Annotated in this window: 32 protein-coding genes; 10 read left to right on the forward strand and 22 right to left on the reverse strand. The window is 72.0% G+C overall.

All coding sequences use genetic code 11. The features are described 5' to 3' along the window. Positions 1-12: 12 nt before the first annotated feature. From AC07FJ_RS31585 to AC07FJ_RS31615, 7 genes are all read right to left on the reverse strand, one after another. Positions 13-726: a hypothetical protein gene (locus AC07FJ_RS31585; protein WP_479052625.1), complete on the reverse strand. Its 714-nt coding sequence runs from the start codon at positions 724-726 to the stop codon at positions 13-15. Then, the gene (locus AC07FJ_RS31590; protein ID WP_479052626.1) at positions 723-1,070 is read right to left on the reverse strand and encodes a hypothetical protein; all 348 of its coding nucleotides are present in this window, start codon (positions 1,068-1,070) and stop codon (positions 723-725) included. The genes AC07FJ_RS31585 and AC07FJ_RS31590 overlap by 4 nt, the downstream gene beginning before the upstream one ends. 128 nt (positions 1,071-1,198) lie before the next feature. Next, positions 1,199-1,708 (reverse strand): hypothetical protein, encoded by a 510-nt coding sequence (locus AC07FJ_RS31595; RefSeq protein WP_479052627.1) that lies wholly within the window; start codon positions 1,706-1,708, stop codon positions 1,199-1,201. A gap of 104 nt (positions 1,709-1,812) precedes the next feature. After that, entirely contained in the window at positions 1,813-2,133 is a 321-nt protein-coding gene (locus AC07FJ_RS31600) for a hypothetical protein (RefSeq protein ID WP_479052628.1), read from the reverse strand. 9 nt (positions 2,134-2,142) lie between these two features. Continuing rightward, positions 2,143-2,475, reverse strand: a complete 333-nt coding sequence (locus AC07FJ_RS31605; RefSeq protein WP_479052629.1) for a hypothetical protein — start codon at positions 2,473-2,475, stop codon at positions 2,143-2,145. Positions 2,476-2,562: 87 nt separating this feature from the next. After that, entirely contained in the window at positions 2,563-2,829 is a 267-nt protein-coding gene (locus AC07FJ_RS31610; protein WP_479052630.1) for a hypothetical protein, read from the reverse strand. 277 nt (positions 2,830-3,106) lie between these two features. Further along, a complete protein-coding gene (locus AC07FJ_RS31615; RefSeq protein ID WP_479052631.1) occupies positions 3,107-3,352 on the reverse strand; it encodes a hypothetical protein in 246 nt (81 codons plus the stop codon). Positions 3,353-3,782: 430 nt separating this feature from the next. Here AC07FJ_RS31615 and lexA point away from each other — a divergent pair, with 430 nt between their 5' ends. Continuing rightward, a complete protein-coding gene (gene lexA / locus AC07FJ_RS31620) occupies positions 3,783-4,445 on the forward strand; it encodes a transcriptional repressor LexA (protein ID WP_479052632.1) in 663 nt (220 codons plus the stop codon). Between the two features lie 258 nt (positions 4,446-4,703). Beyond that, positions 4,704-5,303: a hypothetical protein gene (locus AC07FJ_RS31625; RefSeq protein WP_479052633.1), complete on the forward strand. Its 600-nt coding sequence runs from the start codon at positions 4,704-4,706 to the stop codon at positions 5,301-5,303. An 8-nt stretch (positions 5,304-5,311) separates the two neighbouring features. Here the strand turns inward: AC07FJ_RS31625 and AC07FJ_RS31630 are convergent, their stop codons facing one another. Together AC07FJ_RS31630 and AC07FJ_RS31635 are read right to left on the reverse strand one after the other, a co-directional pair. Continuing rightward, the gene (locus tag AC07FJ_RS31630) at positions 5,312-5,608 is read right to left on the reverse strand and encodes a hypothetical protein (protein ID WP_479052634.1); all 297 of its coding nucleotides are present in this window, start codon (positions 5,606-5,608) and stop codon (positions 5,312-5,314) included. Between the two features lie 309 nt (positions 5,609-5,917). Beyond that, entirely contained in the window at positions 5,918-6,316 is a 399-nt protein-coding gene (locus AC07FJ_RS31635) for an SPDY domain-containing protein (protein WP_479052635.1), read from the reverse strand. A gap of 887 nt (positions 6,317-7,203) precedes the next feature. On the opposite strand from AC07FJ_RS31635, the gene AC07FJ_RS31640 reads away from it, so the two are divergent. Both AC07FJ_RS31640 and AC07FJ_RS31645 read left to right on the forward strand, forming a co-directional pair. Further along, positions 7,204-7,719, forward strand: a complete 516-nt coding sequence (locus AC07FJ_RS31640) for a MarR family transcriptional regulator (protein WP_479052636.1) — start codon at positions 7,204-7,206, stop codon at positions 7,717-7,719. Then, positions 7,716-8,132: a MarR family transcriptional regulator gene (locus tag AC07FJ_RS31645; RefSeq protein ID WP_479052637.1), complete on the forward strand. Its 417-nt coding sequence runs from the start codon at positions 7,716-7,718 to the stop codon at positions 8,130-8,132. The genes AC07FJ_RS31640 and AC07FJ_RS31645 overlap by 4 nt, the downstream gene beginning before the upstream one ends. Positions 8,133-8,168: 36 nt before the next feature. On the opposite strand, the gene AC07FJ_RS31650 is transcribed toward AC07FJ_RS31645, so the two are convergent. Further along, positions 8,169-8,708: a flavoprotein gene (locus AC07FJ_RS31650; RefSeq protein WP_479052638.1), complete on the reverse strand. Its 540-nt coding sequence runs from the start codon at positions 8,706-8,708 to the stop codon at positions 8,169-8,171. Beyond that, entirely contained in the window at positions 8,705-9,946 is a 1,242-nt protein-coding gene (locus tag AC07FJ_RS31655) for a helix-turn-helix domain-containing protein (RefSeq protein WP_479052639.1), read from the reverse strand. The genes AC07FJ_RS31650 and AC07FJ_RS31655 overlap by 4 nt, the downstream gene beginning before the upstream one ends. Positions 9,947-10,025: 79 nt before the next feature. Here AC07FJ_RS31655 and AC07FJ_RS31660 point away from each other — a divergent pair, with 79 nt between their 5' ends. Genes AC07FJ_RS31660 through AC07FJ_RS31670 form a run of 3 tightly spaced genes read left to right on the forward strand, consistent with a single transcriptional unit; the run spans position 10,026 to position 11,115 of the window. After that, positions 10,026-10,544, forward strand: a complete 519-nt coding sequence (locus AC07FJ_RS31660) for a hypothetical protein (RefSeq protein WP_479052640.1) — start codon at positions 10,026-10,028, stop codon at positions 10,542-10,544. Continuing rightward, positions 10,541-10,930 carry a DUF6415 family natural product biosynthesis protein gene (locus AC07FJ_RS31665; RefSeq protein ID WP_479052641.1) on the forward strand — a complete coding sequence of 130 codons (390 nt, stop codon included), beginning with the start codon at positions 10,541-10,543 and terminating at the stop codon, positions 10,928-10,930. The genes AC07FJ_RS31660 and AC07FJ_RS31665 overlap by 4 nt, the downstream gene beginning before the upstream one ends. Further along, positions 10,927-11,115 (forward strand): hypothetical protein, encoded by a 189-nt coding sequence (locus tag AC07FJ_RS31670; protein ID WP_479052642.1) that lies wholly within the window; start codon positions 10,927-10,929, stop codon positions 11,113-11,115. Before AC07FJ_RS31665 ends, AC07FJ_RS31670 begins: the two co-directional genes overlap by 4 nt. Before the next feature lie 27 nt (positions 11,116-11,142). On the opposite strand, the gene AC07FJ_RS31675 is transcribed toward AC07FJ_RS31670, so the two are convergent. Together AC07FJ_RS31675 and AC07FJ_RS31680 are read right to left on the reverse strand one after the other, a co-directional pair. Beyond that, positions 11,143-11,589: a hypothetical protein gene (locus tag AC07FJ_RS31675; protein ID WP_479052643.1), complete on the reverse strand. Its 447-nt coding sequence runs from the start codon at positions 11,587-11,589 to the stop codon at positions 11,143-11,145. A gap of 110 nt (positions 11,590-11,699) precedes the next feature. Next, positions 11,700-12,605 carry a hypothetical protein gene (locus AC07FJ_RS31680; protein ID WP_479052644.1) on the reverse strand — a complete coding sequence of 302 codons (906 nt, stop codon included), beginning with the start codon at positions 12,603-12,605 and terminating at the stop codon, positions 11,700-11,702. A 398-nt stretch (positions 12,606-13,003) separates the two neighbouring features. Between AC07FJ_RS31680 and AC07FJ_RS31685 the strand changes: the two genes are divergently transcribed. Continuing rightward, positions 13,004-13,441: a hypothetical protein gene (locus AC07FJ_RS31685; RefSeq protein WP_479052645.1), complete on the forward strand. Its 438-nt coding sequence runs from the start codon at positions 13,004-13,006 to the stop codon at positions 13,439-13,441. 517 nt (positions 13,442-13,958) lie between these two features. Here AC07FJ_RS31685 and AC07FJ_RS31690 read toward each other — a convergent pair. The 4 genes from AC07FJ_RS31690 to AC07FJ_RS31705 all read right to left on the reverse strand — a co-directional run bounded on the left by AC07FJ_RS31690 (position 13,959) and on the right by AC07FJ_RS31705 (position 19,159). Then, positions 13,959-14,774, reverse strand: coding sequence for an SDR family oxidoreductase (locus AC07FJ_RS31690; protein WP_479052646.1), 816 nt, complete (start codon positions 14,772-14,774; stop codon positions 13,959-13,961). A 1-nt stretch (position 14,775) separates the two neighbouring features. Further along, positions 14,776-16,668 (reverse strand): ABC transporter ATP-binding protein, encoded by a 1,893-nt coding sequence (locus AC07FJ_RS31695; RefSeq protein ID WP_479052647.1) that lies wholly within the window; start codon positions 16,666-16,668, stop codon positions 14,776-14,778. Positions 16,669-16,775: 107 nt separating this feature from the next. Continuing rightward, positions 16,776-17,504, reverse strand: coding sequence for a lasso peptide biosynthesis B2 protein (locus tag AC07FJ_RS31700; protein ID WP_479052648.1), 729 nt, complete (start codon positions 17,502-17,504; stop codon positions 16,776-16,778). Continuing rightward, positions 17,501-19,159 (reverse strand): asparagine synthase-related protein, encoded by a 1,659-nt coding sequence (locus AC07FJ_RS31705; protein ID WP_479052649.1) that lies wholly within the window; start codon positions 19,157-19,159, stop codon positions 17,501-17,503. The genes AC07FJ_RS31700 and AC07FJ_RS31705 overlap by 4 nt, the downstream gene beginning before the upstream one ends. A 565-nt stretch (positions 19,160-19,724) precedes the next feature. On the opposite strand from AC07FJ_RS31705, the gene AC07FJ_RS31710 reads away from it, so the two are divergent. Together AC07FJ_RS31710 and AC07FJ_RS31715 are read left to right on the forward strand one after the other, a co-directional pair. Next, positions 19,725-21,149 carry a transcriptional regulator gene (locus tag AC07FJ_RS31710; protein WP_479052650.1) on the forward strand — a complete coding sequence of 475 codons (1,425 nt, stop codon included), beginning with the start codon at positions 19,725-19,727 and terminating at the stop codon, positions 21,147-21,149. 245 nt (positions 21,150-21,394) lie between these two features. Beyond that, on the forward strand, positions 21,395-22,060 hold the full coding sequence (locus tag AC07FJ_RS31715) for a GntR family transcriptional regulator (RefSeq protein WP_479052651.1): 666 nt from the start codon (positions 21,395-21,397) through the stop codon (positions 22,058-22,060). Positions 22,061-22,169: 109 nt separating this feature from the next. On the opposite strand, the gene AC07FJ_RS31720 is transcribed toward AC07FJ_RS31715, so the two are convergent. From AC07FJ_RS31720 to AC07FJ_RS31740, 5 genes are read right to left on the reverse strand one after another with little or no spacing between them, the layout of a single operon-like run. Continuing rightward, positions 22,170-22,382: a hypothetical protein gene (locus AC07FJ_RS31720; protein WP_479052652.1), complete on the reverse strand. Its 213-nt coding sequence runs from the start codon at positions 22,380-22,382 to the stop codon at positions 22,170-22,172. Between the two features lie 20 nt (positions 22,383-22,402). Then, complete coding sequence (locus AC07FJ_RS31725) at positions 22,403-22,648, reverse strand: hypothetical protein (protein ID WP_479052653.1); 246 nt, start codon at positions 22,646-22,648, stop codon at positions 22,403-22,405. A gap of 19 nt (positions 22,649-22,667) precedes the next feature. Further along, positions 22,668-22,925, reverse strand: a complete 258-nt coding sequence (locus tag AC07FJ_RS31730; RefSeq protein WP_479052654.1) for a hypothetical protein — start codon at positions 22,923-22,925, stop codon at positions 22,668-22,670. A gap of 22 nt (positions 22,926-22,947) precedes the next feature. Then, positions 22,948-24,156, reverse strand: a complete 1,209-nt coding sequence (locus AC07FJ_RS31735; RefSeq protein WP_479052655.1) for a peptidoglycan-binding protein LysM — start codon at positions 24,154-24,156, stop codon at positions 22,948-22,950. An 11-nt stretch (positions 24,157-24,167) separates the two neighbouring features. Then, positions 24,168-24,983: a hypothetical protein gene (locus AC07FJ_RS31740; protein WP_479052656.1), complete on the reverse strand. Its 816-nt coding sequence runs from the start codon at positions 24,981-24,983 to the stop codon at positions 24,168-24,170. Positions 24,984-25,050: the final 67 nt, after the last annotated feature.

The following is a 25,050-nucleotide window of genomic DNA, read 5'->3' on the forward strand; positions in this document are numbered from 1 at the left end:
TGCCCTACTTGGTCAGCACTCCTTCGTGAGCACCGCGGTGAGCGCCTCGAGCACCCGCCGAACCAGGTGGTGAAGGTCGTGGTCGTAGTCCGTTCCCCCGGCCTCACGCACCGCGAGCGCACCGAGCACGGCTTCCGCTTCCACCGCCGCGCCGCCGAAGGAGGGCGCAGCCGTGGAGAACAAGACGGCCACCGCAGCGAGCAGCGCCCCGACGAGCTGGTGCAGCTCCGCATCGTGACCGCCGAGCTTGTCCGCGGCAGCGACTTCCCGTACGACGAGCGCCATCCGGAGCGTCTCTGCCGTCATCGCCAGGCGCCCGAGGGCCTGGTCCTGGTCGTAGCCGTCTGGGGTCGGGTCCTCGGGCAGCTCGTCGAGGAGCCGCTTCAGCTCGTCGTCGGCGACGACAGATGCGACGAGGCGGTTCTTCGACACCGTCGTGCGCAGGGCAGCACCGAGGGGCACGGCTGGCGGGAGGACGCGCTCGGGGTCGGCCCGGCGGGCGGCGAGGAAGCGGGCGAAGACGCTGGGGTCGTCGGACGTGGACACGGTACCTCCGTGGTCGACCGCCGCCAGCGCCTCGGCGGAGACGCCGTGCGCGTAGCGGCAATGAGGGTCCTGGCAGGCGTGTTCGTCGCCAGCGGGCCAGTAGAGCAGCGGTGCGCGGTGCACCGGGCAGCGGCAGGCCGCCCCGCACCGGTGGGCGGGACGTACGGTGCGGTCGTTCACCGCCGGTGGGCCGTGGCGCGGTACTGCGAGCCGTACACCAGCAGTTCCTCGACCGGGACGCGTGGCGGCGCCCAGTGCTCCTGGAAGTCGGGGTGCTCGCGCCAGCGGGCGGCGGTGTGGCGCAGCGCCAAGCCGACCCCGTCGATGAACCCGGCGTCGCGGCCGTCGATCGCGCCGTGGTCCCGGTGCTGCAGCAGGCCCTCGTAGATGATGAGCTGGGCGTTGAGGCCGGCGACGAGGGGCTCCGCCATGGCGGCCGGGCCCATCTCCTCGATCCGGTCGGCGAGGAAGCCGAGGACCGCGTGGCAGTCGGCGGTGGTGAGCCCATGAGGGGGCAGGGCCATGGGGGGCCAGTCCTTCCAGGGAGGTGAGCGCCGGTCGGGGTCCGGTCGGCGCGGGAGCGAGCACGAGCGCCGCCCCGGCGGGGGTAGCCCCGCCGGAGCGCCGCGTTGGGGCCGCGCGGTCGCGCGGTTCAGTTTTGCGTACCAGCGCTGCCGGTAGGCGAGTTCAGGCGACGGATGTCGTTCGGGTCGATCACGGTCGGTCGCCGCACGAAGGTCCGAACCTGCATCTCTGTGCCGCCCACGGGAACCGGATCGCCCGCCTTGGAGAACTCGTCATCGAGAGCGGCGACAGCACGACGTGCATGATCGGGGTCGTCGGACAGGAGCAGCCGCGGCGTCAGACGCAGGATCTCCAGGTGCTCGGCGCTTCCGGCACTCACCGTCCGGTCGGCGACAGCCAGGAATCCGACGACGCGTGATTCGCTGCGCGACGGAACCTGCTCAGTGGACACGTGGGGCACCGGATCTCCGAGGCGCAGCTCCCACAGGCGGTGCGTCTCCAGCACCCGACCCGGCGCAAAGCCGTCGTTGGGCAGCCGCAGGAGGTAAACGGTATTCAGATCCAGCTGGTCGGGGGAGACGGGTTCGGCTACGCGGTGCACGGGAGCAGGGAGCGCGGGCTGCTGTTCCTCCGGCATGAGCCCTTCCTCTCTTATGGTGTAGGCGGGGCGAGGCGCCACGGAAACAATACAACGCATCGTTGTATTGTCGCAATCGTTGAAGGCTGCTCAGTCCCCCCGCATCAGGCATCGGCCCCCCAGTCCGGGTCGAAGTCGGGGTGGCCATTCCACTGGCGCGCGATGGCGGTCAGAGCATCCCAAGTGCCGGCAAGCGCGACCTCGTTGTTCCACTGGCGGAACGCGCGGGCCTGCCCGAGCAGGGTGCGGATTGTGTCGTTGAGAGCCTGGAGAGCCCGGTCGACCTCTCCGTCGATCGGCCGGGCCAGGAGCAGAGGGTCGGTACGTGCGAACAGGAAGTCGGCGAGCATGGTGAACTCGGCATCGCTGTACTCGTCGGCCGGGCTGCGGGCAGGGCCGGTTGTCTCGTCGAAGCTCGAAGGCACCGGCTGCTCCTACTGCTCCGAGGGCAAGCCGACGAGGTGGCGCGGCGGAGCGTCGTCGCCGTAGGCGAGGGCGAGTTGGTGGATGACGGCGGTCAGGCCGGGCAGCAGCGATCGCGCGCCGCTTTCGTTGGGCAGGGTGAAGCCCTCGAGGTCGAAGTTGAGCGCCCACGCCTGCAGGAAGCTGTCGTCACGCCGGGCCTGGGCAGAGGCGGCGGTGTACAGGTCGAGGACGCGCAGCACCGCCTTGTGCAGCTCGGGCGCCGCATCGGCCGGGGCGCCGGTGATCGTCTCTCGCAGCCAGGCGACGGTCTCGGCCGTCCGGTCCGGCAGGGGCTCCGGCACTGCATCTCCATTCGTTTCGCGGGGCGATGCGGCCGCCAGTCCCCCGCGCAGAATCGCTCTCAGACAAGCAGCCTCGTATAAGGGAATTTATACGAGGGTCTTCACGCGGTCCGCCACGACACCGTGCCCGCAGGGGAAGAAGCGGTACGTCATCGGATACTCGCCCCCGCCGCCGCGAAGCCACCGCACAACTGCGGCCCCGCACTCCAGGCACGGCGGCAGCGGCCAGTCCTCCGGGTACGGCAGGTCGCCGGCATCGAGCGCCTGGGCGCGCCGCTGTACTACGTCGTCGAGAGCCTCGATCCGCTCGAGCGGGAGAATGGCCCGGCCGTCGAGATCACGTTGGGTCGGCATGCCGCGAGCGTAGTGCTCCGCCAGCGGCCGGCAGCGGCGTTCGTCCGATCGAGGGATGCCGTGTGCCCGCCCTACGCGGCCGGCCCCCACACCGGCCCGACAGGCACGGGAAGCTGGGCGTCGCAGTCGGGGCAGAGCCGGGCCACCAACTCGCCTGTCGGATAGGCCCGTACGGGAAGCGGCGCGAGGTGGTGGCACCGCCCCCGGATCCACTCCCGCGGCCCGCCGGCAGTGGTCACCTCCACCCACTCGAAACGCGGGTCGTCGGGCGCCCCGGTCATCGCCGCGGCGTTGCCCCGCCCCGCCGGTCCAGGGGCAGCACCAGGGGCACGATCCGCAGCAGCGCCGCCGGCCAGGCCAGCAGCAGCCACGTCAGCAGCCCGGGCAGGTTGTCCTCCCGGCCGCGCAGGCGCAGGGCCGCGCTCTCCGTCCCGGCGGGCCGGCTCTTCATGACGAAGACGACGATGCTCGACGTCACGAGCCAGTTGGTGAGCCAGAGAGCCAGCAGCACGGAAGGGGTCATACCTCTGAACCTACCCGGTCAGCGGGCCCGTGCGACCTTGCGCGCCGGGACCCAGGCGGTGCTGGCCCTGCTCGTCGACGACGATGACCTGTGGGCAGTCCGGGCACGAGTACAGCTCCCACGTCCCAATCCAGCGCCACCCCGCGTCCCACAGCGGCTTCCATGCGCGTCGGCCGGCTTCGGCACGCTCGTCTTGCACGCGCTGCAGGTGACGGTGGGGGCGGCTGCCGCCGCGACGTCTGCTGTGGTGGTGCTCATGAGGGCAGCGTATCCGCCGCCGTGGGGCCGGTTGTCTTGTGCGGAGGCCAGGCGGCCTCGGCCGCCGGCGGGCGGGGCAGCGCGGTGACCATTCTTCGAAATCTTGTTCCCATGCGGTGAATGTCCGGATACCGTCTGTGGAAGCAAGATCGCACGTTGGGGGGAGACACCGATGCACGTCACTGCCATAACCAGCTCCGAGCGGCCCCCGGGCGCCCGCGCCCGCGGAGAAGTGCTGACCGTCCGCCAGCAGAAGATCGTGGACTACATCGCCCGCTTCCTCGCCGACCACGGCTACCCCCCGTCGATGCGCGAGATCGGCGCCGCCGTACACCTGTCCAGCACCTCCTCGGTTGCCCACCAGCTCCAGGCCCTGGAAAAGAAGGGCGCGCTGCGCCGGGATCCGAACCGCCCGCGCGCCTACGTCCTACCGGCCACCCGGACCGAGGCGAGCCCGGCCGTCGTCGCCCACGTGCCCCTGGTGGGTCGCATCGCCGCCGGCACGCCGATCATGGCGGAGGAGATGGTCGAGGACGTGCTCCCGCTCCCGCGGCAGGTCGTCGGCGAGGGCGAGCTGTTCGCACTGAAGGTCGTGGGCGAAAGCATGATCGGCGCGGCCATCTGCGACGGCGACGTGGTCACCGTCCGCCGGCAGGCCACCGCCGAGCCGGGCGACATCGTGGCCGCCATGCTGGACGGCGAGGCTACGGTCAAGCGCCTCAAGCGGGACGCGGGACGGGTATGGCTGATGCCGCACAACCCGGCGTTCGCTCCCCTCGCCGGCGACGACGCGGTCATTCTCGGCAAGGTCGTCGCCGTCCTACGCACCTTCTGACAGAGCGGCGAGGGGCGATTGCCCGGCAATCGCCCCTCCGCCCGTCCCGGCCGGCGACCGCTCAGCCTTCCACGCCTCGTACATCGCCGGGTCGCCCGTCCAGAAGTGACACCGCCCGCAGTACCCCTGCGCGACGTCTTGGGGATGCCACGACTCCGCCGCGCACTCCGGGCACACGAACGACGACCTCGACCAGCTCCCCCTCCGACGATCCCCCGCATCGTACGGAACTGTCCCGCGGACGACGATGATGGACCCGTGAACACTCGCGACCTCGAACTCACCCTGGCCGCCGCCCGCGCGGTCGGCCCCTGCCCGCCGGGCGAGGAGGCCACCTGGACCGAACAGGTCCGCGCCAAGGCCATCACCCTGTACACCCTCGCCGACACCGTCGGCCAGGACCTCCAGCGCCTGGACGCCGCGAAGCAGTTCACGGCGACGCTGTTGTCCGTTCGGGTGGAGGCCACCAGCACCCGCGGTGTCCTCGTCATCCGCAACACCTCCGGTGAACTCGAGCACCTGCGCACCGACCGTGGCGACACCGAAGCAGGCCGGGCGATGATCGAGCGAGCCCGCGGCCTGGTCGGACACCGGCTCCGGGTGTACCGCCTCAACGAGCAAATGGCCTCCAACGCCAAGCTGCAGGTCCGCACCGTCGTCCACCTCACCGACCACGGCCCGGACACCGACCCCATCCACGAGAACAGCGCCAAGGAGAACGTCCTGGCCGCGGCCGAAGGAGACAAGGACGCCGCGCGCCGGGCCTGGCTGGAGGCCGGTCTACCCGAGACCGGTTCGGTGTCCGCGCGCCAGCTCGCCAGTGCCTTGGCACAGCTGCCGGTCGCAGACAGCCCCTGACGCGTCGCTCAGCTACCGACCAGCGTGGCGAGCGCGGCCGGGTCCGACACCTTTGCACTGAGGTAGCCGCCGCGTTCGTCGTGGCCGATGAACCCGCCCTGCAGCAGACGGGCGTGTGACGCGATGTACTCGTCGAGGTCCATGTCGCCCTCGGACCGCACGCCGGCCTCCCTTTCGGTAGAGATGATCAGCGCTGCCGCGTAGCGGGCATCGACGCCAGTGAGGCGGCCCTCGGCGATGGCGCACATGGTCGCGATGGCGTCGAGTTCCAGGAGTTCACCGGTCTCCTGCATGCGGATCCGCACCGTGGGAGGGTAGACACGTCCATCGATCTCTTCCGCCCGGTCCCGACTCACGAAGAAGGGGTATCGGGGCCCGGACACCGGCGGTGCGTCCCGCCAGCTTCGGTCCTTGGGCGGCTTGCCCTTAGCCTCCCGCCGAGCCTGACTCTTTCGTCCCATGCGCTGGTCAACGACCGGAAACGGCGACAGGCGCGGCGCTGCATCTGCACATCACGCGTTTGGTGCAGCGAGGACGCCCCTGCGGCCCGGCCTACGATGGCGGCCTGGGTCCGGCCCCGATACCCGCGGGGCCGGACCCGGGCCTACCGGCCGTCAGGCCGCGATCGCGACCGGGCCGTCCGGCTCGGGGTCCGTGGGCGTGCGGTCGACGCCATCGGGGGCTACCAGGCCCTCGACGAAGGCGGCGATCAGCTCGACCGGCACCTCTCCGCTGAACGTGGCCGACCAGCTGCGGGGCTTGGCCGGTATGGCCAGCAGCTCCTGGCCCTCGGGCACCGCGAAGGTGACCGCCTGAATCTTCCACAGGACATCGGTGTTGGCGTACTCGGCCGACTCCGGCTGGAACACCAGCCGGGCCTGCCCGCCGGGCGCGACCACCTGGCTGTTCGCCGACGGGTCGGTGTGCGCGACCCAGCCGGCCTTCTCCAGGAGGTCGAACACGACCGAGGGCTCGCCCTCGTCGGCCTGGAGCGCCGGGACGTGCGTCGTCATGGGCATGAGTCCATTCGTGAGGTTCCGGCGGAAATGCCCGCCCGCCGGTTTCGGGTGGCCAGGAACCTAGCTCGACCACGCGAAACACATCAACCCACCCCAAAAGACGCGACTTGGGCACGGCGAGCCCCCACCGGGCCGGGCCGGCTCTTCGCGTGCCGCCCATCGCACGCGCGCCACCCCCCGACTCCCGCCTCCACCTTCCCCACCCCGCCGAACCAACCACTGCCCCCGTAGATACCTCAGCCCACGACCGCCCGCCCAGACGAAGGCCGCCGGCCGAAGTCCGGCGCACGGGAGGTTCGGCCCGCCCACCACCGGCATCAGCCACGCCTCCATGCTTTTGAACGTCACGGTCCCAGCCACCCGAGACGCAGCAGCGCTGATGCCGTCCACCGGGGCGCGGCCGAGCACGGTGCCGCGCGCGAAGCCTGCTCAGCCCACGACCTCCCCACAAGCTGTGGGCCGTACGACGGCCCGCGGGCCTCCTGCTGCTGGCGGCTGGGTCCTCGCCCCGACGCGCCGGTGGGCCAGCCAACACGCAGTACTAGGTGGGTGGTTGATGCGCGTGGGGCTGGTGTGCTACTCGCGCGCACGTTTACCGACAGAAGGAGCCCGTGCCCGTGACCTGCGGAAACGCACAGCTAAGGGGCTGAAAACCCACCCGTAGGGAGCGAAAAACGCCCCCTTAGCGTGCTGGACGGCTGACTGCCCCTCTGCTGCGCCTGGAACGCGGCCAGTTGGGTGAGCGAGACGAGAACCTGAGAGTGCACGGCACTAAGGGGCGGTTCCTCGGAGTGAGTTCCGCTACTGTTCCGCCCGTAAGGGGTTGTTCACCGGAGCTAAGGGGCGAAAAAGTGCCCCTTAGAGTGCGCGAACGGAGCGGCATGGCAACACGGAGACGGCGACTGGCGCTCGTCGACCAGGACACCGGCGAAGTCGTCGAGCCGAAACCGCGGGTGGCCCACCAGTTCGAGGGCACCGGCTACACCCTGCAGTCCATCGGCGCCGAGGTCCCGCTGTACAAGCTGGGACTCACCGCAGCGGAGTGGGCGACCCTGGACTACCTCCGGGAGAACGGCGCCGCGAACGCCGCGATCCGCCTCACCCCAGATGACCTGGCCACCGAGATCAACGCCGACCCGTCGACGTGCAAGAAGGCCCTGTCCCGGCTGACGAAGATGGCCCTGCTGCTGAAGCCCTCCCCGCGGGCCGCGGCATACCAGCTGACCCCGCTCCGGTACTGGGAGGGCGCCGGCAGCACGCACGTCACCGCGACCAAGCGGCTCGCCCCGCCTAGAATCGCCCCTGACGACAAGGCCAAGGCCAAGACGGCGCCGAAAACCGCCGGGGAGGCGAAGGCGACTCCGATCCGACGAGCTGCTGGGGAGACGAGCCGATGACCGCCCACGCCACCCACGCCTTCGACCCCGAGCACGAGTTCGTCGCCCCGCCCCTCTACACCCTGAACCTCACCGCGGCGCAGCGGTGCGTGCTCGACTGGATAGAGGGCCACGGCGGGCTGTTCCAGGCGATCACCGTGCCGGTGGACGCCGTCGCCGACGATGTGGAGCACTCCGAGTCCACCGTGTACGACGCGCTCGCCCGGCTCACCGCGCTCGGCCTCCTGGTCCGCGACGAGACCGGCGCGCACCGCATCAACGCCCGGTACTTCTTCTCCGCCAACCCCGACCTGCGGCGCCTGGTCGCGGCAGCACTCGGCGACCCGCCCATCACCCCGGACGCCCGCGCGGAGGCGCCACGGAAGGTCGGCAACACCGAAGCCCGACGCCGCCGTACGATCCGGCCCGTGTAACGGCCCCCGCCGGCGACCGGCGGGGGCCAGCGGAGTTCAGGACGGCAGGGCGTCGATGGCGGCCTGCCACGGGTACGCATCGAGATCGCCGTGGCGCGGCTTGTGCGGGACGAAGCCGCCCTCCCCGAGCAGCACCGTCACGCCGGCGTCGCGCAGAACCTGGACGTGGCCGGGGACAGCCGGATGCGCGGCCTGCGCGTCGTTGAAGTGCGGCAAGGCGACGATCGGCAGTCCCAGGCCGATGCCCTCAGTGATCAGCCCCAGGGCCAGGGTGTCGGAAACGGCGGTGGCCCACTTCGCGAGCGTGTTGGACGTGAGCGGAGCGACGAGAAGCGCGTCCGGCGGCGGCAGCACGTCCTCCTGGGAGGGGAGCTTGTACTGCCAGCGGACGGGGTGCCCGGTGAGCTGCTCCAGGGCCTCGATCTCGCCCTCGGCGTCCTCACTCGCCCACCGGTACGCGGACGGGGTCAGGATCGCGCACACGTCCCAACCGGCCGCCTGGGCGGCGCGGATGGGGATGTGCAGGCGGCGGGCGGGTGGAGCGGCACAGGCGATCAGGTACAGGGTCTTGGTCACCGGGGCAGTCCACAGCGATCGACCAGCAAGCGCAAGCGCCCCTCGGCGCTACCCACGCCGAGGACACGCAGGTCCTCAACGAGCGACCGGGTGCGCGGCCGGCACCGTACCTCTTCGGGCGCCAGCTCGTCCGCCTCCAGGAGCGTCTCCACGGCCGTGTCCCGCATCCCGGCCTGCTTCTCGGCGATGGCCCGGTCGGTCAGCAGGTGCGCCCGGCGCTCCCGCGGCAGCTCGTGGAACGCTTCGGCCGGGATACCCGCCGCGACCGCCACGGCGTCCGCGCCCTCGGACAGGGAGACGTGGGCTGCGACGCGGTACAGCGACACGTTCGTCGGCCCGAAGCTGGTCCACAGGCGGTTCTCGTCGCCGCCGAGCCGGGCGGCGTGCTCGTCGGCCTCGTCCAGGTAGTCCGGCACCTGGCGGGAGAACCGGGCCGGGTCGCGGTCCTCGGCCTCGGAGGCCGCCGCGGCGGCCATCGCCGCCTTGAGGTAGAGCATCCCGAGCACGGAGTACCCGTCCGGGCCACTGCGCAGCAGGTCCGGCTCGAGCCGCCGCGCAGCGGTAAGAACGAACTCCGCGGCGGCAGCCGCCTGGCCGTGGTTGGTCATCGCATCGCCCAGGTGTCTGGCCGCAGAGGCCATGATGACCGGGTTCTGCGAGCGCTCGGCGGCGGTGACCGCACGGTGCCCGGCCAGCACGGCCAACTCGGTGGAGCCCCACTTGATCGCGGCGGCCTCGGTCAACTCCAGGCTCAGGGAGAGCACCTCGTACGCACCAAGCTGGTCGTCACCGTGGTGCCGGTGGGCGGCCCGGGTGGCGTCGACAAGGAGCCTGGGGATCTCGCTGCCCAGCTGCGCGAAATGGCCGGCCTGGAATCCGGTGCGCGCATACGCCAGGGACCGGCGCAGGACCTCGACCGGCACAGGGTCGTCCGGGCAGTCGTCGAAGGACCCGGTGATGACATCGTGCCGCTGCAGAGCGCGGCGTACGGCGTCGATTTCGCTTTCGCCGGCGCACTCGGCGTCGATGGCCTCGGACATCAGGCGCCCGACGGTGATGCCCAGGTGCCGGGCGGCCAGCACCATCACGGAATAGTGCGGATCGGCCTGGCGGCGCCCGCCCTCGAGGTCCTCCAGCCACCGCAGGCTCTTGCCCATCAGGGCAGCGAACTCCGCCATGGGGATACGCCGACGGGTCCGCCAGTAGTTGACGCGACGTCCGAACTGGAGATCGTCCATAGAGGGCTCCGGAGCGGAGAGTTCCAACCCACGCACATTGCGTGGTCTGTATTGGGTCTACCGCACTTACGGTCCGCATATGGCCAAGTCCCCGAACTCCGTCACCCCTACGTGGGGCGCCCTGATCGACCTCGACAGCGAGACCTGCCAGCGGCTGCTCACGGCCGGCCAGGGAGCGACCCGGCTCGTGCGATGCGGCAACGGCCGGGACGCTGTCGTGATCACTCCGCTGCAGCGCGGCCTCGCCGTGCTCGACGCCCTGGACCTGCCTGTCGAGGACGGCTACTCGGTCATCGCCGACCATTCCCGCCAGGAGCTGATCGTGCTCGTGGAGGACGGTTGGATGCACCTGTGGGACGACGTCCCCGGCGTGCGGGTCCTGTCACAGAACGCCTGGGTCCTAGCACCCGCGCCGGGCGGCGAGGGCGCGCTCGCCGCCCGGTGGCTGAGCCAGCCGAAGAACAACAGCGCGGCCCTGTGGAACGACCCCACCGGAGAGCCGCGCCTGAGCCGGGTGCCGGTCTCGGTGGATCCCCGCGAGCTGCACCAGGCGCTGGCCGCCGTGGACCGGACGACGCTCCCGGCGGTGGCGTCATGAGCACGCACCACGTACTCCACGACCCGCAGGGCCTGCTCACCGCGGAGCTGCCGCTGGACCGCGCGCCGCACGAGTTGCTGGTCAAGGCGGTGCTCGGGTGGACGGATCCGCTGGCGCTCCCGCCGGCCGACTACGAGCAGTTTGCCCTGCAGCTGACCGGCCACGCCCGCGCCGTCGCCGCCGACGTCGAGCGCCATCTCCGCGAGTTGGCGAAGGACGATCCCGCAGCCGTGTTGACCGAGGTGGTCCTCGGCGAGGCCGAAGGCCGCCTGTCGCAGCCGCTCCAGGGCACCATGGCCTGCGTACAGCAGCGCGCCCGCCTGGTACGCGCCCTGTACGAGCGCCTCGACCGGCTCTCCGCCGCCAAGGCCGCGGACCCGACATGAGCGGCCGGCACGCTGCGCCCAGCACCGACGGCCGGTTAGTCGGCGGGCTGCTGGCCGCAGCCAACGTGCTCGGCATCGCCTTCGTCGGCTGGTGCGCCGCCGAGCTGTCCGCCGGGCACGCGGAGCCCGTCCTGTCTACCGAGCACATCAGCGACTTGCCCGCTCAGGAGGAGGGCCCGCGATGAGCGGTGATCAGCCCCATCCGTGCCGGCTCAGAAGACGCCGCCTTCTGTACGGAGTTGCCGGGTCTGGGAGAGGGCGATGCTCAGCGCGGCGGCGAGCTGGCCGGCTTCTTCGCCGGTGAGATCGGCCTGCTTCTTGGCGCGGCGGATGCGGTCTTCCAGGAGCGCGCCGCGCAGGGCCGAGGAGGCACCCTCGGGCATCCCCTTGCTGAACGCGACGACCATGCCGTAGAAGCCGTGCATCAGATCGTCCGTGCTCTGCTGGCCGTCCGGGTCGCTCGGGACGGACACGATGGTGCGGGCGAGGATCTCGGCGGCGGCGAGGAGGCGGCCGGCCGCGATGGCTGGGCGCTCGATGGCGCCGCCCCCGTCGGGGTCGATGTGGAGCGCCCGCAGGGCGTTGCCGATCATGTGGGCCGCACCGGGCCGGTCCGGGACCTTGTCGGTCGCTTCGATGGTGTCGTCCTGGTGCGTCATGGGCGGCAGCGTAGCGGCGCCGTCCGGGCCGTTGGGCAGATTGCCGGGTGTGCGGGCGTATCTGAACAACAAGGCCCGGTTTTGTCCGGAACCTTGCTGCACCCCGGCCTTCACGTCACGGCGTGCAGCAAGCTGGCAGCCTGCTCTTCCTCGTCGTCCTCAACGGCGCAGAACTGCTCTAGGAGCAGCGGCGCGCCGAGCGCGGTGGCGGTGAGCTTGCGGTGGGCGGCTTCCAGGGTGCGTATGGCGGCGGGCAGGCCGGCCGGGGGCGCGGGCTGGCCGCCGCGGGGGCGGCCGGGGGAGGTGGTGACCCACAGTTCCTCGACGTTGCCGCCCTGGAGGACCTTGAGGTGTCCGGCGGTGAGCGCCCGGTGGGTGGTCCTCCAGCGCAGAAGGGCGCGGCGGCTGACGGCGTCGATGATCGGGTACCAGCGGCCGTCGACGCGCACGCGCGGCAGGGGGCTGCGCTCGAGGTCGAGGTCCGCCAGGCGCATGGGGTGCAGGGCGGACAGGCCCTGGCCGCTGGCGATGGCAAGGGCGATGACGGCGACGGAGCGTTCCCAGGTGGCTTCGAGCATCCCGGCGGGGTGGTGGCCGGCGAGGATGCGCAGGGTGCGGTGCGCCTCGCGGGGGGTGAGCCGGTCGGCGAACTCGGGGGCTGGGGGCTGCAGCTCGAGGGGACGGCCGCACCAGCGGGAGAAGACGTTGACGGCGGAGGTGCGCGCGGCCATGGAGTTGGTCGAGGCCCGGGCGGTGGGGCCGGCCAGGCCGGGGCGGCGGCGGGTGTCGCCGCGCTGGGCGGCGGCGAGCCAGGCGAGGGCGTGCTCCTCGTCCAGGAGGTCCTCGGTGGTGACCTTGCTGGTGGCGCCCTTGTGCCGGTGGGCGGCGATCCAGGCGACGTACTCCTCGAGGAAGGCCCGGCGTTGCCGCTCGGTGGACGCGGCCTTGAGGGTGGCGAGGAAGGTGTTCACGGCGGTGGTGCCCCGGGGCGGGACGCTCGTCGCGGTGGCCGGCACGCGCGCTCCTTGGTGTTCGCCCGCCGCACGGCGAGCCTCTCCTGCAGGTCCTCGCCCTGAGTATGAGGTGTGTCCGACCACCGTGTCACTAAATAACAGCAAGTAGCTAGCGATCACGGGTACCTCCTCCCCCAGCTGGCCCATCGTTTCGGCTCGTGTCGAATCGAGTCGTACGTGCCGGTCCGGTACGGACAATGCGGCCCTCCGGCCTCCCGGCCACGCGCTCCCCGACCGTCACCGACCCAGTCATCTGCGGGTTCGGCTGTTTGCTGTTATTTCGATACACGGGGGTCGGACGCACTGGGCGCAGCTGGGCTCCCTGGCGGTTGCCAGCCACCTTCGGGTGGTTCCCGGCAAACCCCGCCGGGCGCTCAGGGCGTTGGCCTACCCTACGGTCCATGGACATCGAGCTGACCGACGATGAGCACCTGCGCGCACTGGCAGCACTGGAGGCCGTCGTCGGCGGCAGCGACGATGCCCTGGCCGTCCTGGGGGGCGGCCCCGATGAGCGCCCGCTGCCGGCGCTGCTCGCCGCCTACGGGCAGCACACCCTGCACCGCATCCTGATCTCCGCGTTCGGCATCGACGCCACCATGGACCACGACGAAACGGGCCGACTGGTCGCCGAAATCAACGCGGATCCCATGGCCCGCATCGTCTTCGTCCTCACCGACGCCCTGCACAATCAGGCGGCTCTCGCCGGCCGCGACCCCGCCACCGCAAAGTTGATCGGCCGGTCCATCCTCCTGGCGATCCACGCGTTCACCGACGCCGACGACCAGGACGCCCTGACTGTGCTGCGCGCCCTGCGCAGCGAGGTCCTGCGGGCCGACTGAACGCCCCACCGGCCGGCAGGCTCAGTCGGCGGCGCGCCAGGCCGTCCCGGGCGTTGGGCCAGCCGGGATGGCCACTGCCGGTCCGCACTCGCGAGTCCGGTGACGGCCCGCGCTCCGAAGACCGGCTCTAGGCGACGTCCCCCGGGGCGGCCGTGAGTTCGGCGCCGCCGAGCCGGGATCGGGAAGCCTTGCTTCCCGCGGACCGGTACCGGCCCTGCGGGTCGCCGGGCTCCACCGCCGGGCAGTTCGGGCAGGAGACGATACTGGTGTGGGGAGCAAGCCGCAGCGGCCGTTCGTAGGGGTTGGAAGCCACCCTCCACCCGGACTCGTGGAACGCTCTCGCCTCGGCCTTGTAGACCTCCAGGCCGACGCCCCTCGTCCGCGGGCGCTCTCTGGTGGCGCCGCAGCCATCGCAGGTCAGGATCGGGTCGTTGTAGTGGACGGGCATGAGAGGGGCCTTTCGCGAGCGGGAATCCAGGGTATCGAGCGCTGCGTCTCGCCCCTCGAGCCCGGCTCGTCAGCAGAACTGACGAGCGCCGCGCAGCGTAGTGCGCAGCTTTTGCTGGGTCTCCCGGCTGTCGAGGCGTACGTCGAGTGCGCCGGGAAGTGGGCTGTCAGCGCGCAGTCCCGTGGGCAGCCGTGAGGCGTCGAGACCGTCTCGCCGGGCGATCAGGATGCCGAGTTCGTGACGGCTCACGGCGTCGGCGCCTGCAAGGTGGTGGACGCCGGCAGCGTCGCTCGAACCGAGTTCCAGCAGGGTGGCGGCCAAGTCGGAGACGTGCACGGGGCAGCGGACGTCATCGGTGAACAGCACGCCGTCGCGGATTCCGGCGGCGAGTTCGTGAACGAGGCGCTCGTGTACAGAACGCCCGTAACCGATGATCAGCGACGTGCGGGCGACAACCGCCTCCGGATACACGGCGCGGATCCCCGTCTCCGCCGCCGCCTTCGCCGCGCCGTACGGCGTGACAGGGTCCGGGAGGCAGGTCTCGTCATAGTGGACACGGGCGCCGGAGAAAACGGCATCACTGGACACGTGGACCAGGCGGCCTCCGCACTTGGCCGTGGCCATCGCCAGCCGGACGGAGCCTTCCGCCGTAACCGCCCAGTCGGCCCCGCCGCTCGATGCGTTGACCACGAGGTGGGGGCTCACCTCGGCCAGGACGGTGTCCAGGCGTTCCGCGTCTCGCAGATCAAGGTGGTGCCACGCGGCCTGGGCGGCGTCGCCGGGCTTGGTCGTGTACGTCGCGGCCGTCGTGTGCCCGGCCGCTGTCGCCTGCCGGAGTAGCTCCGCTCCCAGAAAACCGCTGCCGCCCACGATGAGAGTCGTCATGTCAGTCCTCCGCGCCGTCCTGGAGTCGGTGGAGCTCGGCGAACAGTCCACCGGGCTGGGCCAGCAGCTCCTGGTAGCTGCCGGACTCGACGATCCGCCCGCTGGCCATCACGACGATGCGGTCGGCAACGCGGGCGTTGGCGAGCCGGTGTGTGATCACCAGAGCGGTCCGCCCAGCCGCCAGTTCGCGGAACCGGTCGAAGACCTGGCGCTCGGCGCGGGCGTCGAGGGCGGCGGTCGGCTCGTCCAAAATGTGCACAGCGGCGTCCGCGTGGAAGGAGCGGGCGAGCGCGATGCGCTGCCACTGCCCGCCAGACAGATCGTGGCCGCCCCACCAGGAGCGGGCGAGCGATGTCTCCAGGCCGTTGGGGAGGGTGTCGAGAACGGTGTCGGCTCCGCTGGCGCGGGCGGCGTCGAGCACTGCGCGGTCGCCGCCCTCACTGGGTGTGCCGAGGGTGATGTTCTCGCGGGCGGTGAGCGGCCAGCGGGTGTACTCCTGCGGGGTCATGGCGACCCGCCGCCACAGGTCGCCGGGCGCCGCGTCGGCGATACTGATGCCGTCCCAGGTCACTTCGCCGGCGTCGGGCAGGTACAGGCCCGTGAGCAGGTGCACGAGCGTGGTCTTCCCCGAGCCGTTCTCCCCGACGAGCGCGACGATCTCGCCCTTCTTCAGGTCTAGGTCGACACCATCGACGGCCGGGCGGTCGCTGCCCGGGTAGGAGAAGGTCAGGCCGCGGGCGCTGATGACCTCGGGTGCGTCGTCCGGCAAAGGACGGGTGCCGCGGTGAGTGCGGTGCCGGGCCGCCTCATCGAGGAACCTGGCCCAGTCGTCCAGGAACAGGCCGGTACGGAAGACGCGCGCGGCCGAGCGAGTCAGCGTGGTCAGCGATGCGGTCGCGGTGCGCAGCGCGAACAGCGCGGTGCCAGCCCCGGCCGCCTCCAGGCGGCCGACAACGACGAGCGCAGCCAGGGCGGCGAAGGCACCGAGGAGCGCGAGCGCCGAGACGGTGTCGCCGGCGAGCTGGACGCGCAGGCCGCGCACCGCTGCCGCGAGCGCTTCCGCTTCCAGCCGGTCGGAGACCTGCTGGTAGCGGACGGACAGGAAGCGGCCCATGCCTGCGGCGCGGATCTCAGCCGCAGTGCTGCGGGTGGTGCTGTAGCCCCGCAGCGTCTGGCGCAGGCGGGAGTCGGCGCGGGCGGCGGTCACTGCTGCGTGCTCCAGGCGCGCGGCGCGCAGCGAGGCGTACGCGCGGGGCGCGGCCGTCAGCACCAGCAGACCCATCAGAAGGGGATCGAGGGTGGCGATGACGGCGGCGACGGCAACCAGTTGCGCCAGGACGGAGATGGAGCTTTGCACGTCGAGGACGAGGTCGCGGGCGGACTCGGCGCCCTTGCCTGCGGCGTCGAGCCGGTCCTCGAATCCGGGGTGTTCGTAGGCGATCAGCTCCACGCTGGCCGCGGCATCCAGGACGCGCAGGTCGGCCTCGCGGAAGACGCGGGGGCTGAGGCGGGCGGCGGCGGCGCGGGCGGCGGTGTTGGCGAGCGCGGCTCCGGCGAGCGCGGTGGCCACCCACGCGGCTGGCGCAACCGTGCGGTGCAGGACGGGACCGGTCGGTTCACCGCGGCCGTAGGCGGCGGCTGCGTCCAGGACATGAGTGATCAGGGTGGTGGTGGCGGTGAGGGCGAGCGCGGCCAGTACGGCGGCTGCCGCCTGCGCGGCGAGCATGCCGATCACGGCTTGGCGGTCGGCGTGCCAGGCAAGTCGTACGGTGCGGGCCAGGACGGAGGGCAGCCGACGTGCGGTGGCGACCAGGCCGATGTCTTCGCGCTGGTCTTCGACGTACCGCATGATGGGCGCGGGGCCGACTGCGGCGGGTGTGGGTTCTGCGGTCACCCGTCTGGTGTAGGGGTGTTGCCCGCCGTCCGGCACGCCGGTTTCCGCGGCCCCCTGCCGTCGAGGGCAGGTGGGCCGCCGGATGCGTCAGTTTCGCGCCTTGCGGTTCACCCGTTCGAGTGAATGGGGGGTATGGCGGCGACCCCGACCCAGGGGCGGCGGGGGTCGTCGGCGTCTCGGCCGGATAGGCCCAGCGCGCCCGCGGGCGTCCATACCCAGGCGTGGGCCTCGTTCGGCATGCGCCTCGATCCGATGACCCAGTGCGCCCGCCGACCGCGCAGCGCGATCGTCAGGACGGTGGCCAGCGACACCTCCATGCACGCGATCCGTCCCGGCCACCAGGTGGGCCGGATCCGCGGCACGGCAGCCGCGGCGGAGGCGGCCACGGTGGCGGGTGCCGGCGGCAGATGGCGCAGGAGGCTCAGCAGCCGCATGCGGGTGCGCATCGGCAAGCGCATCATGCCGAGCGCCAGGACCAGGCCCACTCTCGCCAGGGCGCGGACGGCGCGTCCCGGCTGGTCGCATGGCACCGCAGGGGCGGTCACCGCCGGCATCGGCGGCGGCAGGACCGCCGACCCGCGCCCGGAGTCGGTGAGAAGCCCCGCCTGTGTCAGCTGCTCGACGGTGGCGGTGACGATGCGGTCGACGTCGCCCGGAACCCCTTCCGCCCGCATCTGGTTGATCAGCTCCGGCACGGTGCCGGAGAGGGCCGCCGACCAGATCCGCTCCGTGGCCGTGTTCATCCACTGCCACGTGCCGTTGGCCGTATTCAGTGCCGCCACGACGCCGTCACCAAGGCTGGCCCGGTGCACGCCGGGCGGTACGAGCAGCGTCACCGGACACCTCCCGCCGGGGCGAGCGAGACCATGGTGCGTGCGAGCCACCAGGAGGTGATGAAGAACGCCTCCAGCGCGGGCAGCGGGGGCCTGCCGACGCCCTCGGTCGCCGCGTCCAGCGCCGTGTGCACGGCTGCGGAGTCGATGAGCCCGCAGGAGACGAGCACGCTCGCGTCGATCACCTCGTGCAGCTCCTGCCGGCGGGCGCGCAGGCCCTCATACAGCAGCGGCGTGAAATGCCCCTTGGACTGGCGGCCCGTCAGCCAGCGCGGCAGATCAGGGCGAGCCAGGCCGAGCAGCGGCTTGTAAAGGCCCGGCCGGCGGCGCTCCCCCGCCCCGATCCGCAGGCACGCCGCCACGACCTCGTTGTCCAGGAACGGGCTGACCTGGCGCGGGCCGTGCTCGGCGAACAGCGGCGCGCTGTCGCGCATCGCGGAGCCGTTGTAGCGCAGCGCGCTCCAGTCGTCCCATTCGCCGGCGTGCACGTCCCCGATCGTGCGCCCGGAGGCGTCCAGCATCGCGGCGAGCACCTGCCGCCCGTACGGGGTGAGCCACTGGACTGCAGCGCCAACGGAACACCACGTCCAGACCCGGAGCCCGTCGCAGTAGGTGTGTCCGGCCGCGACTGCCTCCGCTGCCCGGGACATCGCGTACGGGCGTCCCCGCGTGGCCGTCTTCACCGCGCGCCACAGCGGGCCAGGTCCGGTGTTGACCCGGCGGGCCAGCGCGGTCACGGCCGTCCGCGCTCGCCGAGTTTGCCCGTCCTGGGCGAGCGCGGTCCACGCGGCCGTCGAGGACTCCAGCACGACGTCGCCGCCGTGCCCCGTCAGGTGGATTGCGGCGATCCCGCGGGCCGGCGGCAGGTAATCGGCGTCCAGCGGGTACGACGAGACGGGCAGCACCGGCGCGTGCGGGAGCGCAGCCGGCCAGCGGGAGAAGTGCGCGGTCGTAGGCCCGCCGCTGCTGATGTGGTGCTCGGCGTCCACGTACTCGGCCACCCGCCGCGCCAGGTCCGTGTCCGTGCCGTCGGCGAGAGGGCCGCCGTAGGTGACCGCCACAACCCGGCTCACGGCGGCTGCGGCGATGACGACCGTCGAGGAGTCCAGGCCGCCGGACAGATCCGCGCTGACCCGCGGTCCCGCCGCGCGGGCGTAGCCCTGCGCCGCCGACCACAAGGCGGCCCCAACGTCCCCAGCGCCCTCCTCGAGCGTCCGCCCGTCCGGGCGGGGCCGGATGTCCGCGGTGCGGGCGACACCGTCCTGAAGGACCAGCGCGTGTCCGCCGGGCACCCGCTCGATGCCCGTCCACACCGACCGCTGCGGCCAGTGCTCCGCCGATCCCAGCACAACCCGGGCCGTCAGCAGCTCCAGGTCTGGGTCACGGCCGAGCTGCACTGCCAGCAGCCCCGCCTCGGTCGCCCAGACGGGCCCGCGGCCGGTCTGCGCGGTGAACAGGCCGCGTCCCTCGGCGAGGTCGCCGGCCACTACCGTGCGCCGCGACTCGGCGTCCTCGACTGCCATCCAGTAGGAGCCGCCCAGGCTGGTGATCTCCTCGAACCGTCCCTTGGCCACCGCGTCGGCGACGCGGCTGACCTCGGCGTCGCTGCCACGGCATGCGCCCGCCACCACGGCGGTGACCGGTCCAGTCGTCACCATTCGTACGCCGGTATCGGACGGGTGCCACACCCGGCCCGTCCGCAAGGTGCCCGCGGGGGCGTCGAAGGCGCCACCTGCCAGCCACTCCGCTTCTTCCATCGCGTCCACTCTCCTCACTGTCTGCGGATACGCCTGGGGCGGCGCGGCCGGTGGTGCAGTGCAGTGGTACGGACGTGCTCAGCGGAGAACGTCAGGACGAGCTCAGAGCGCGTACCACTCGAGCGCGCCCTCGCGGTACCCCTCCTGGTCGCGGCCGAGGGTCACCGCGTCGATGTCCTCCGTGTGCAGTACGGGGAGGCGCTGCTGGTCCTGCTGCATGGGCGGTCCTCCGCATCCATCGCGCCGGGCTTTCCGGCGCACTCACAGCACATCGCCTCGAACGGACGTGCGGGAGTCGGTGCCAGGTCGGTGAACGGCGGCGCTCCACCGGCACAACGAGCACGGTCGCCCCTCGGCGCAGGCAGAGCGACCGGGCGGTGCTTTGCGGCGAATTACTGTGTGCACTGGGCGACTTGGGGGCTGAGCCGTATCCTGGTTGGTCCGCCGTGGCCATGGAGGCACACCGATGGGCAGGCCCCCGCTCCATCAACAGCCGAACGCCTCGCTCGCGCACTGGATGCGCCGGTGCAACATCTCGAACAAGAAGCTCGCCCGCCTCGTCACCGCGCGAGGAGCCGCGCAAGGCGTCACCGGACTGGGCACGGACGAGAGCCGCGTACGGGCGTGGCTGAAGGGATCCGTGCCGCGCGATCCTGTACCACGCCTGATCGTGGAAGTCCTCAGCGACGAGAGCGGCTTGGACCTCACCTTCGCCGATGTGGGAATGCCCGGTGAAGGAGAGCTAGTCGGCCCGCGCGCCCCATGGACTCGCGCTGCCGCTCTCGCAGCTCTCAACCAGATCACCCGGAGCCACATCATGCTGCCCGACACCCGAACCGGCCCCGAGGCCGCCCAGATCCTTACCGGCGACCAGCTCCTCGCCCCGCTGCAGGAGTGGGCGTTCTCCCGCCCCACTGTTGCCCAGGACGCTGCGCCGGAAGGCGGCAGGCGGGTCGGCATGTCCGACGTGGAGGGGATCCGCCAGATCACGACCACCTTCCGCGACCTCGACAACCGGCACGGTGGTGTCCTCGCCCCCTCCGCCGTCCTCGCCCAGACCAACACCGTCCTGTCCCACCTGAAAACCGATACCTACACGGAAGTCGTCGGCGCGGCCCTGTTCTCGGCCGCTGGTGACCTGGCTGGCGTCGCCGCCTGGATGCTGTTCGACGCAGGACGCCACGCCAGCGCGCAGCGCACCTTCGTGGCCGCCCTCCACGCTGCCGCGGAGGGCGGCGACAAGCGGCTGGGCGCTCACATCCTGCAGTGCATGGCCCGACAGATGTCTCACCTTGGCCACATCGACGACGCCCTCGACCTCGTGGCCCTTGCCCAGTACGGCGCTCGACGGCACCTCTCCCCCGCCACGACGTCGATGCTCGCCGCGCTGGAAGCCCGCTTCCTGGCGATCCTCGGCCGGATTGACGACAGCGAGACGGCGGCCGACCGCGCCATCACCGCCTTCGACCGGGTGAACTCGGCCGACGAAGATCCCCACGTGGCCTTCTTCGACGCGGCCGAGCTGCAGGCCACCCTGGGCATGGCGCACCAGATCGCCGCCAAGCACCTTGACCACGGCACAGCCCGCACCCGGCATGTTCGTCGCTCCACGGACCTCGTGGGCGCGGCCCTCATCGCCCGGCCGGAACACCGTCAGCGCAGCCGGGCGTTCGACCATCTTGGTTTGGCACGCACCCACCTCGCCGCCGGCGATGTCGACGGCGCCAGCGAGGAGACCACGCACTGCCTGCAGATGCTCGGTTCCGTCCGCTCTCGCCGTGTCGCTGATCGCCTCGGCGAACTGTACGAGGAGGCGGAGCCGTTCTCCGGAGCAGCCCCTGGGCGAGAACTGCGGGAGCAGATCCGTGAGCACCTGGCCACCGCAGGGTGACCGCGTGACCCGACGTCCGCCTCGGGCACCCGGCTGGTCACGCAGTAGATGCGCCTCTGCCGCCCGGCCTCCGTGCCATGATTAAGACGACATGACGGCCGGACACACCCGTCCGTCAGGCACTGTGCCCGCAGTGCTGCGCAATCACGCAGGCTCTGGGGGTGGGCGCGTCCTCGTGTGGGGTGGTGCCCACCCCCAGAGCCTGTGCGATTGCGTGAGACGTGTGAGATGAGCGAGGGGACTCTGTGGCCAGGCGCACGACGGCCTACCGGCGCGTCGCCCAGGAACTGCGCGACCGTGTCGCTGACGGGCGGCTCCAGCCGGGTGACCGCATTCCGTCGTTGACGGAGCTGCAGGAGGAGTTCGGCGTCTCGGACACCGTGATCCTGGAGGCGCGCAAGGTCCTGGTCGCGGAGGGGCTGCTCATTGCCCGGACCGGCGACGGCACGTACGTTCGGGAGCGGCCGGAGCCGCAGCGACTGGTCCACCAGGAGCCGGAGGGCCGGGAGCAGCCGGTGTTCCGCTTGGAGGTCGGCGAGTCGGGGCTGTTCCCGGACGTCGTCGAGGTGGAGGCGGAGGCGAGCGTCCCGGCGCCTGCGCCCGTGGCCCGGGCGCTGGGTATCAAGGCCGGCCGGAAGGTCAGGCGCACCGTGCGGTTGTTCCGGCACGACGGGGCGGCGGTCCAGCTGCTGACCGTGCACGCGCTGCCGAGCGGGAAGGCAGAGGCCGCCGAGGTAGAGGAGGAGATCACCGCCCGGCCGGCGTTGGACGCGGAGGCCCGTGCGCTCGAGGGCGTGGTCGGCCAGCCGGTCACCGTGGCAACCCGCGTGGAGCGGCCGAAGGCGGGCCCGGCGCGCGTGCTGGAGACGATCGTGCTCGCCGAGCGCTACACGCTGGTCTACCGACCCTGACTGCTGCCTCCGTCAGCCGAGGTGGTGAGCAGCAGGGCGATGGACGCGACGAGCGCGGCGGCGGCGCGGCGGATACGGAAACGCAGCGGGGCCTCTCTGGGGGTGTGGGTCAGATGACTTCGGTGATGTGCAGGGGGAACCAGACGGCCAGCGCCAGCCAGACGGCCAGGAAGACCGCCCGGCCGGTGCGGGTCCGGGTGCGCAGCCACGCCCGCAGCCGCTCGGAGAGCGTGTCGCCGTCGAGGCGGTTGCCGATGGCAAACGCCTCGTAGACGGCGCCGACCAGCAGCAGCGCGCCCCAGATGGCATCGGCCCAGGTCACGAGGACTCCTAGCGATGAGGTCAGCGGCCGAAGGCTCCCCAGGCGCCTACCAGGAGGGCGCCGAGGGCGATCAGGACGCTGAGGGTTGGCAGGGGCCAGCGGTTCCGCTCCAGCGCGGCGACGCGCTGCTGGAGGTCCTCGACGTCCTTATCGGTCTGGTCGTGACGCTGGACGAGGAGGGCCAGTTGGCCGTCGATGCCCGCCAGCCCGACTTCGAGGCTGCGACGCAGTTCGGACAGCGCGAGAGCCACCTCTCCGTCGGGCATGGGCGGACTCCTTGTTCGGCTAGAGGCGGATGGTCGGGTCGGACTTGGCCGGCAGCCAGGAGGCGGTGCCGATCTGGCCGAGGCGGGTGCCGATGGCGCCCTTGACGACGGTGAGCGCGGCCGGGATCGCGGCGACGGCCGCGGACTGCAGAACCGACAGGTCGACGATGTCGGTGGTGGCGCCGGCCAGCAGCAGGCCGAGGAACGCCTCGACGTAGGTCAGGACGGTGCGCTCGGCGACGTCGGCGAGGGCGCCGGTGGCGGACTTCTGCGACATGAGTGATCTCCCGTGGGGGTTGTCAGGGGGCTGCGGTGAAGCCGTGCCGGGCGGCCAGGCGGGTCAGCGAGGACAGGCCCGGGATGCCGTCGGCGGCGTCGCCGGTGTAGGAGCCGCCGGCCTTGCTGCGCTGCCAGGCGGCGTACGCGGCGACGGTCTTGGAGCCGAAGGAGCCGTCGGCGTACCGGCGCGCGAGGAGCCCCTCGGCCACCAGGGCGTTCTCGACGATGCGGACCTCGCCCGGGTAGGTCGTGTGGCCGTCCGCGGCCGGAACGTCCTTGCGCGCGGCGGCGACCAGGTGGGCGACGCTGACCTTCGGCTTGGCCGGGTCGGGCTTGGGGGCCGGGGTGGTGGCCTTGTAGAGCACCTTGACCACGTCGATGGAACCGGGGTCGCCGTGGTCGTTGCCCGGGACGTCGACGTGCCCGAAGTGGCCGCCCTTGGACTGCCAGATGCTGCGCGAGCGTGCCGAGAAGCCGCTCGGGTACTTCGGCGGCGGTCCGGCCGGGAAGACGTCCGGGACACCCCAGGAGCGGGCGGCGGCCAGGATCTTCTGCCAGCCCGGCTTCTTCGCCGGGTCCCAGCCAGCGGTCCAGGGCTGCGCGGCGCGGCCGAGGACCTCGATCTGGATGCAGACGCGGCCCTCCCTGTTGGTGCGGCGGCTGCCGTCGTTGCGCAGTGCCCGGGCGCTCTGGTTCAGCGGCCCGAATTGCCCGACCCGGTCGGTGACCGGGCAGTAGATGAGCTGCGGCTCGGAGGCCACCTTCATCAGGTAGGAGGCGACCGACTCCAGGTACTTGCCGCCGGCCGGGGACTCGGTGGTGTGGTGCACGACCCGGGGCGGGTTGCCGGGGGTGTCCATGGCGCCGCCGATGACGCCGTCGCCGAACCGGATCGCGCCGGCGATCCACACGGTGCCGCTGGCGCCGCGCGGCAGCTCGTCGGCGGCGGGCACGTCGTCGGAGGTGAGGGAGCCGATCCCGATGGAGGGCTCGGTCGCCGGGGCCCGCACGGTGAACGGCTCGGCGCCCACCGGCTCGTACCAGTCCAGGTCGCCGTCTTCGCGCAGCACGAAGACCGAGCCGGGGCGGCTGGGGTGCTCGCGGGCGAAGCGCGGGGTGCTCTCGATGGCCGCGATGGCGCGGGCCTCGTCGACGTGCTCCTGGCTGACCTCACCGCAGTAGGTGACGGACTGGTCGGGGTGGACGACGGCAGCGTGGAAGGTGGTCATGACGCTCCTCGTCAGTGGAGTTGGATCGCGTCGATCTGCTCGCGCAGTGCGACGTAGGTGGAAAGGCGCAGGAAGAAGTCGCCGCCGCTGCCCCAGCCCGGGCCCCAGGAGTTGCGCACCCGCAGGACGGTGCGTTCCGGGATGACGCTGCCGTTGGCGTACTGGGCGACCTCCTCGAGGCCGATGGCGCACACCTCGTGGCCGCCGGCCAGGCCGGAGGTGCGCCAGTACGGGACGGCGTCGACGAAGCCGTCCGGGCCCGGGGTGAACCAGGCGTTGAACCAGGGCAGCCCGAGCAGGAGGGGCCCGTCCTGCAGCGCCGCGGCGATCGCGTCGGCGTCCAGGGCGTGGGAATAGGAGCGGACCAGACCGCGGGCCTTCAGGGCGCGGGCGACGCCGAGGCCGGAGCTGCCGCTGTCGGCGGGCGGCCACTGGTAGGGCAGGAACTCGTCGACCTTGGTGGCCTCGGAGTACAGGCGGATCGCCCACCGTTCAGCGTCGGCCGCGTCGTCGACGGGCAGGCCCGCCCGCTTCAGGGCCTCGGGGGCGAGCAGGACGGACAGGGCCGCCGCCGCGGCGTTCGCGGTGCACGAGCCCAGGGCGTCGACGTCGGGTGCGCCGGGGACCTCGGCGGAGGTGCGGATGCCCTGCGCGGCGAGGTCCTGCTGGTTGAGCACCGGAATGGCCGGCTGCCAGTGCACCGGGCGCAGCGCCTCGCCGCGGTGACGCCGCCGGTAGGCGAGCGAGCGCGCGTCGAGGACCTGGTGGCGGCCGAGCGCCGGGTGTGGGGTGTAGTGGCGTACGAGAACGCCGTGCGTGGTGGGCACCGACTGTTCCGCTTCTCCCCCGCGCCCTGGTGGGCTGTGTCCCCCGGCTCGCGTTCGGCGAGCTCGG

This window comes from Streptomyces sp. NPDC045998, assembly GCF_056430285.1.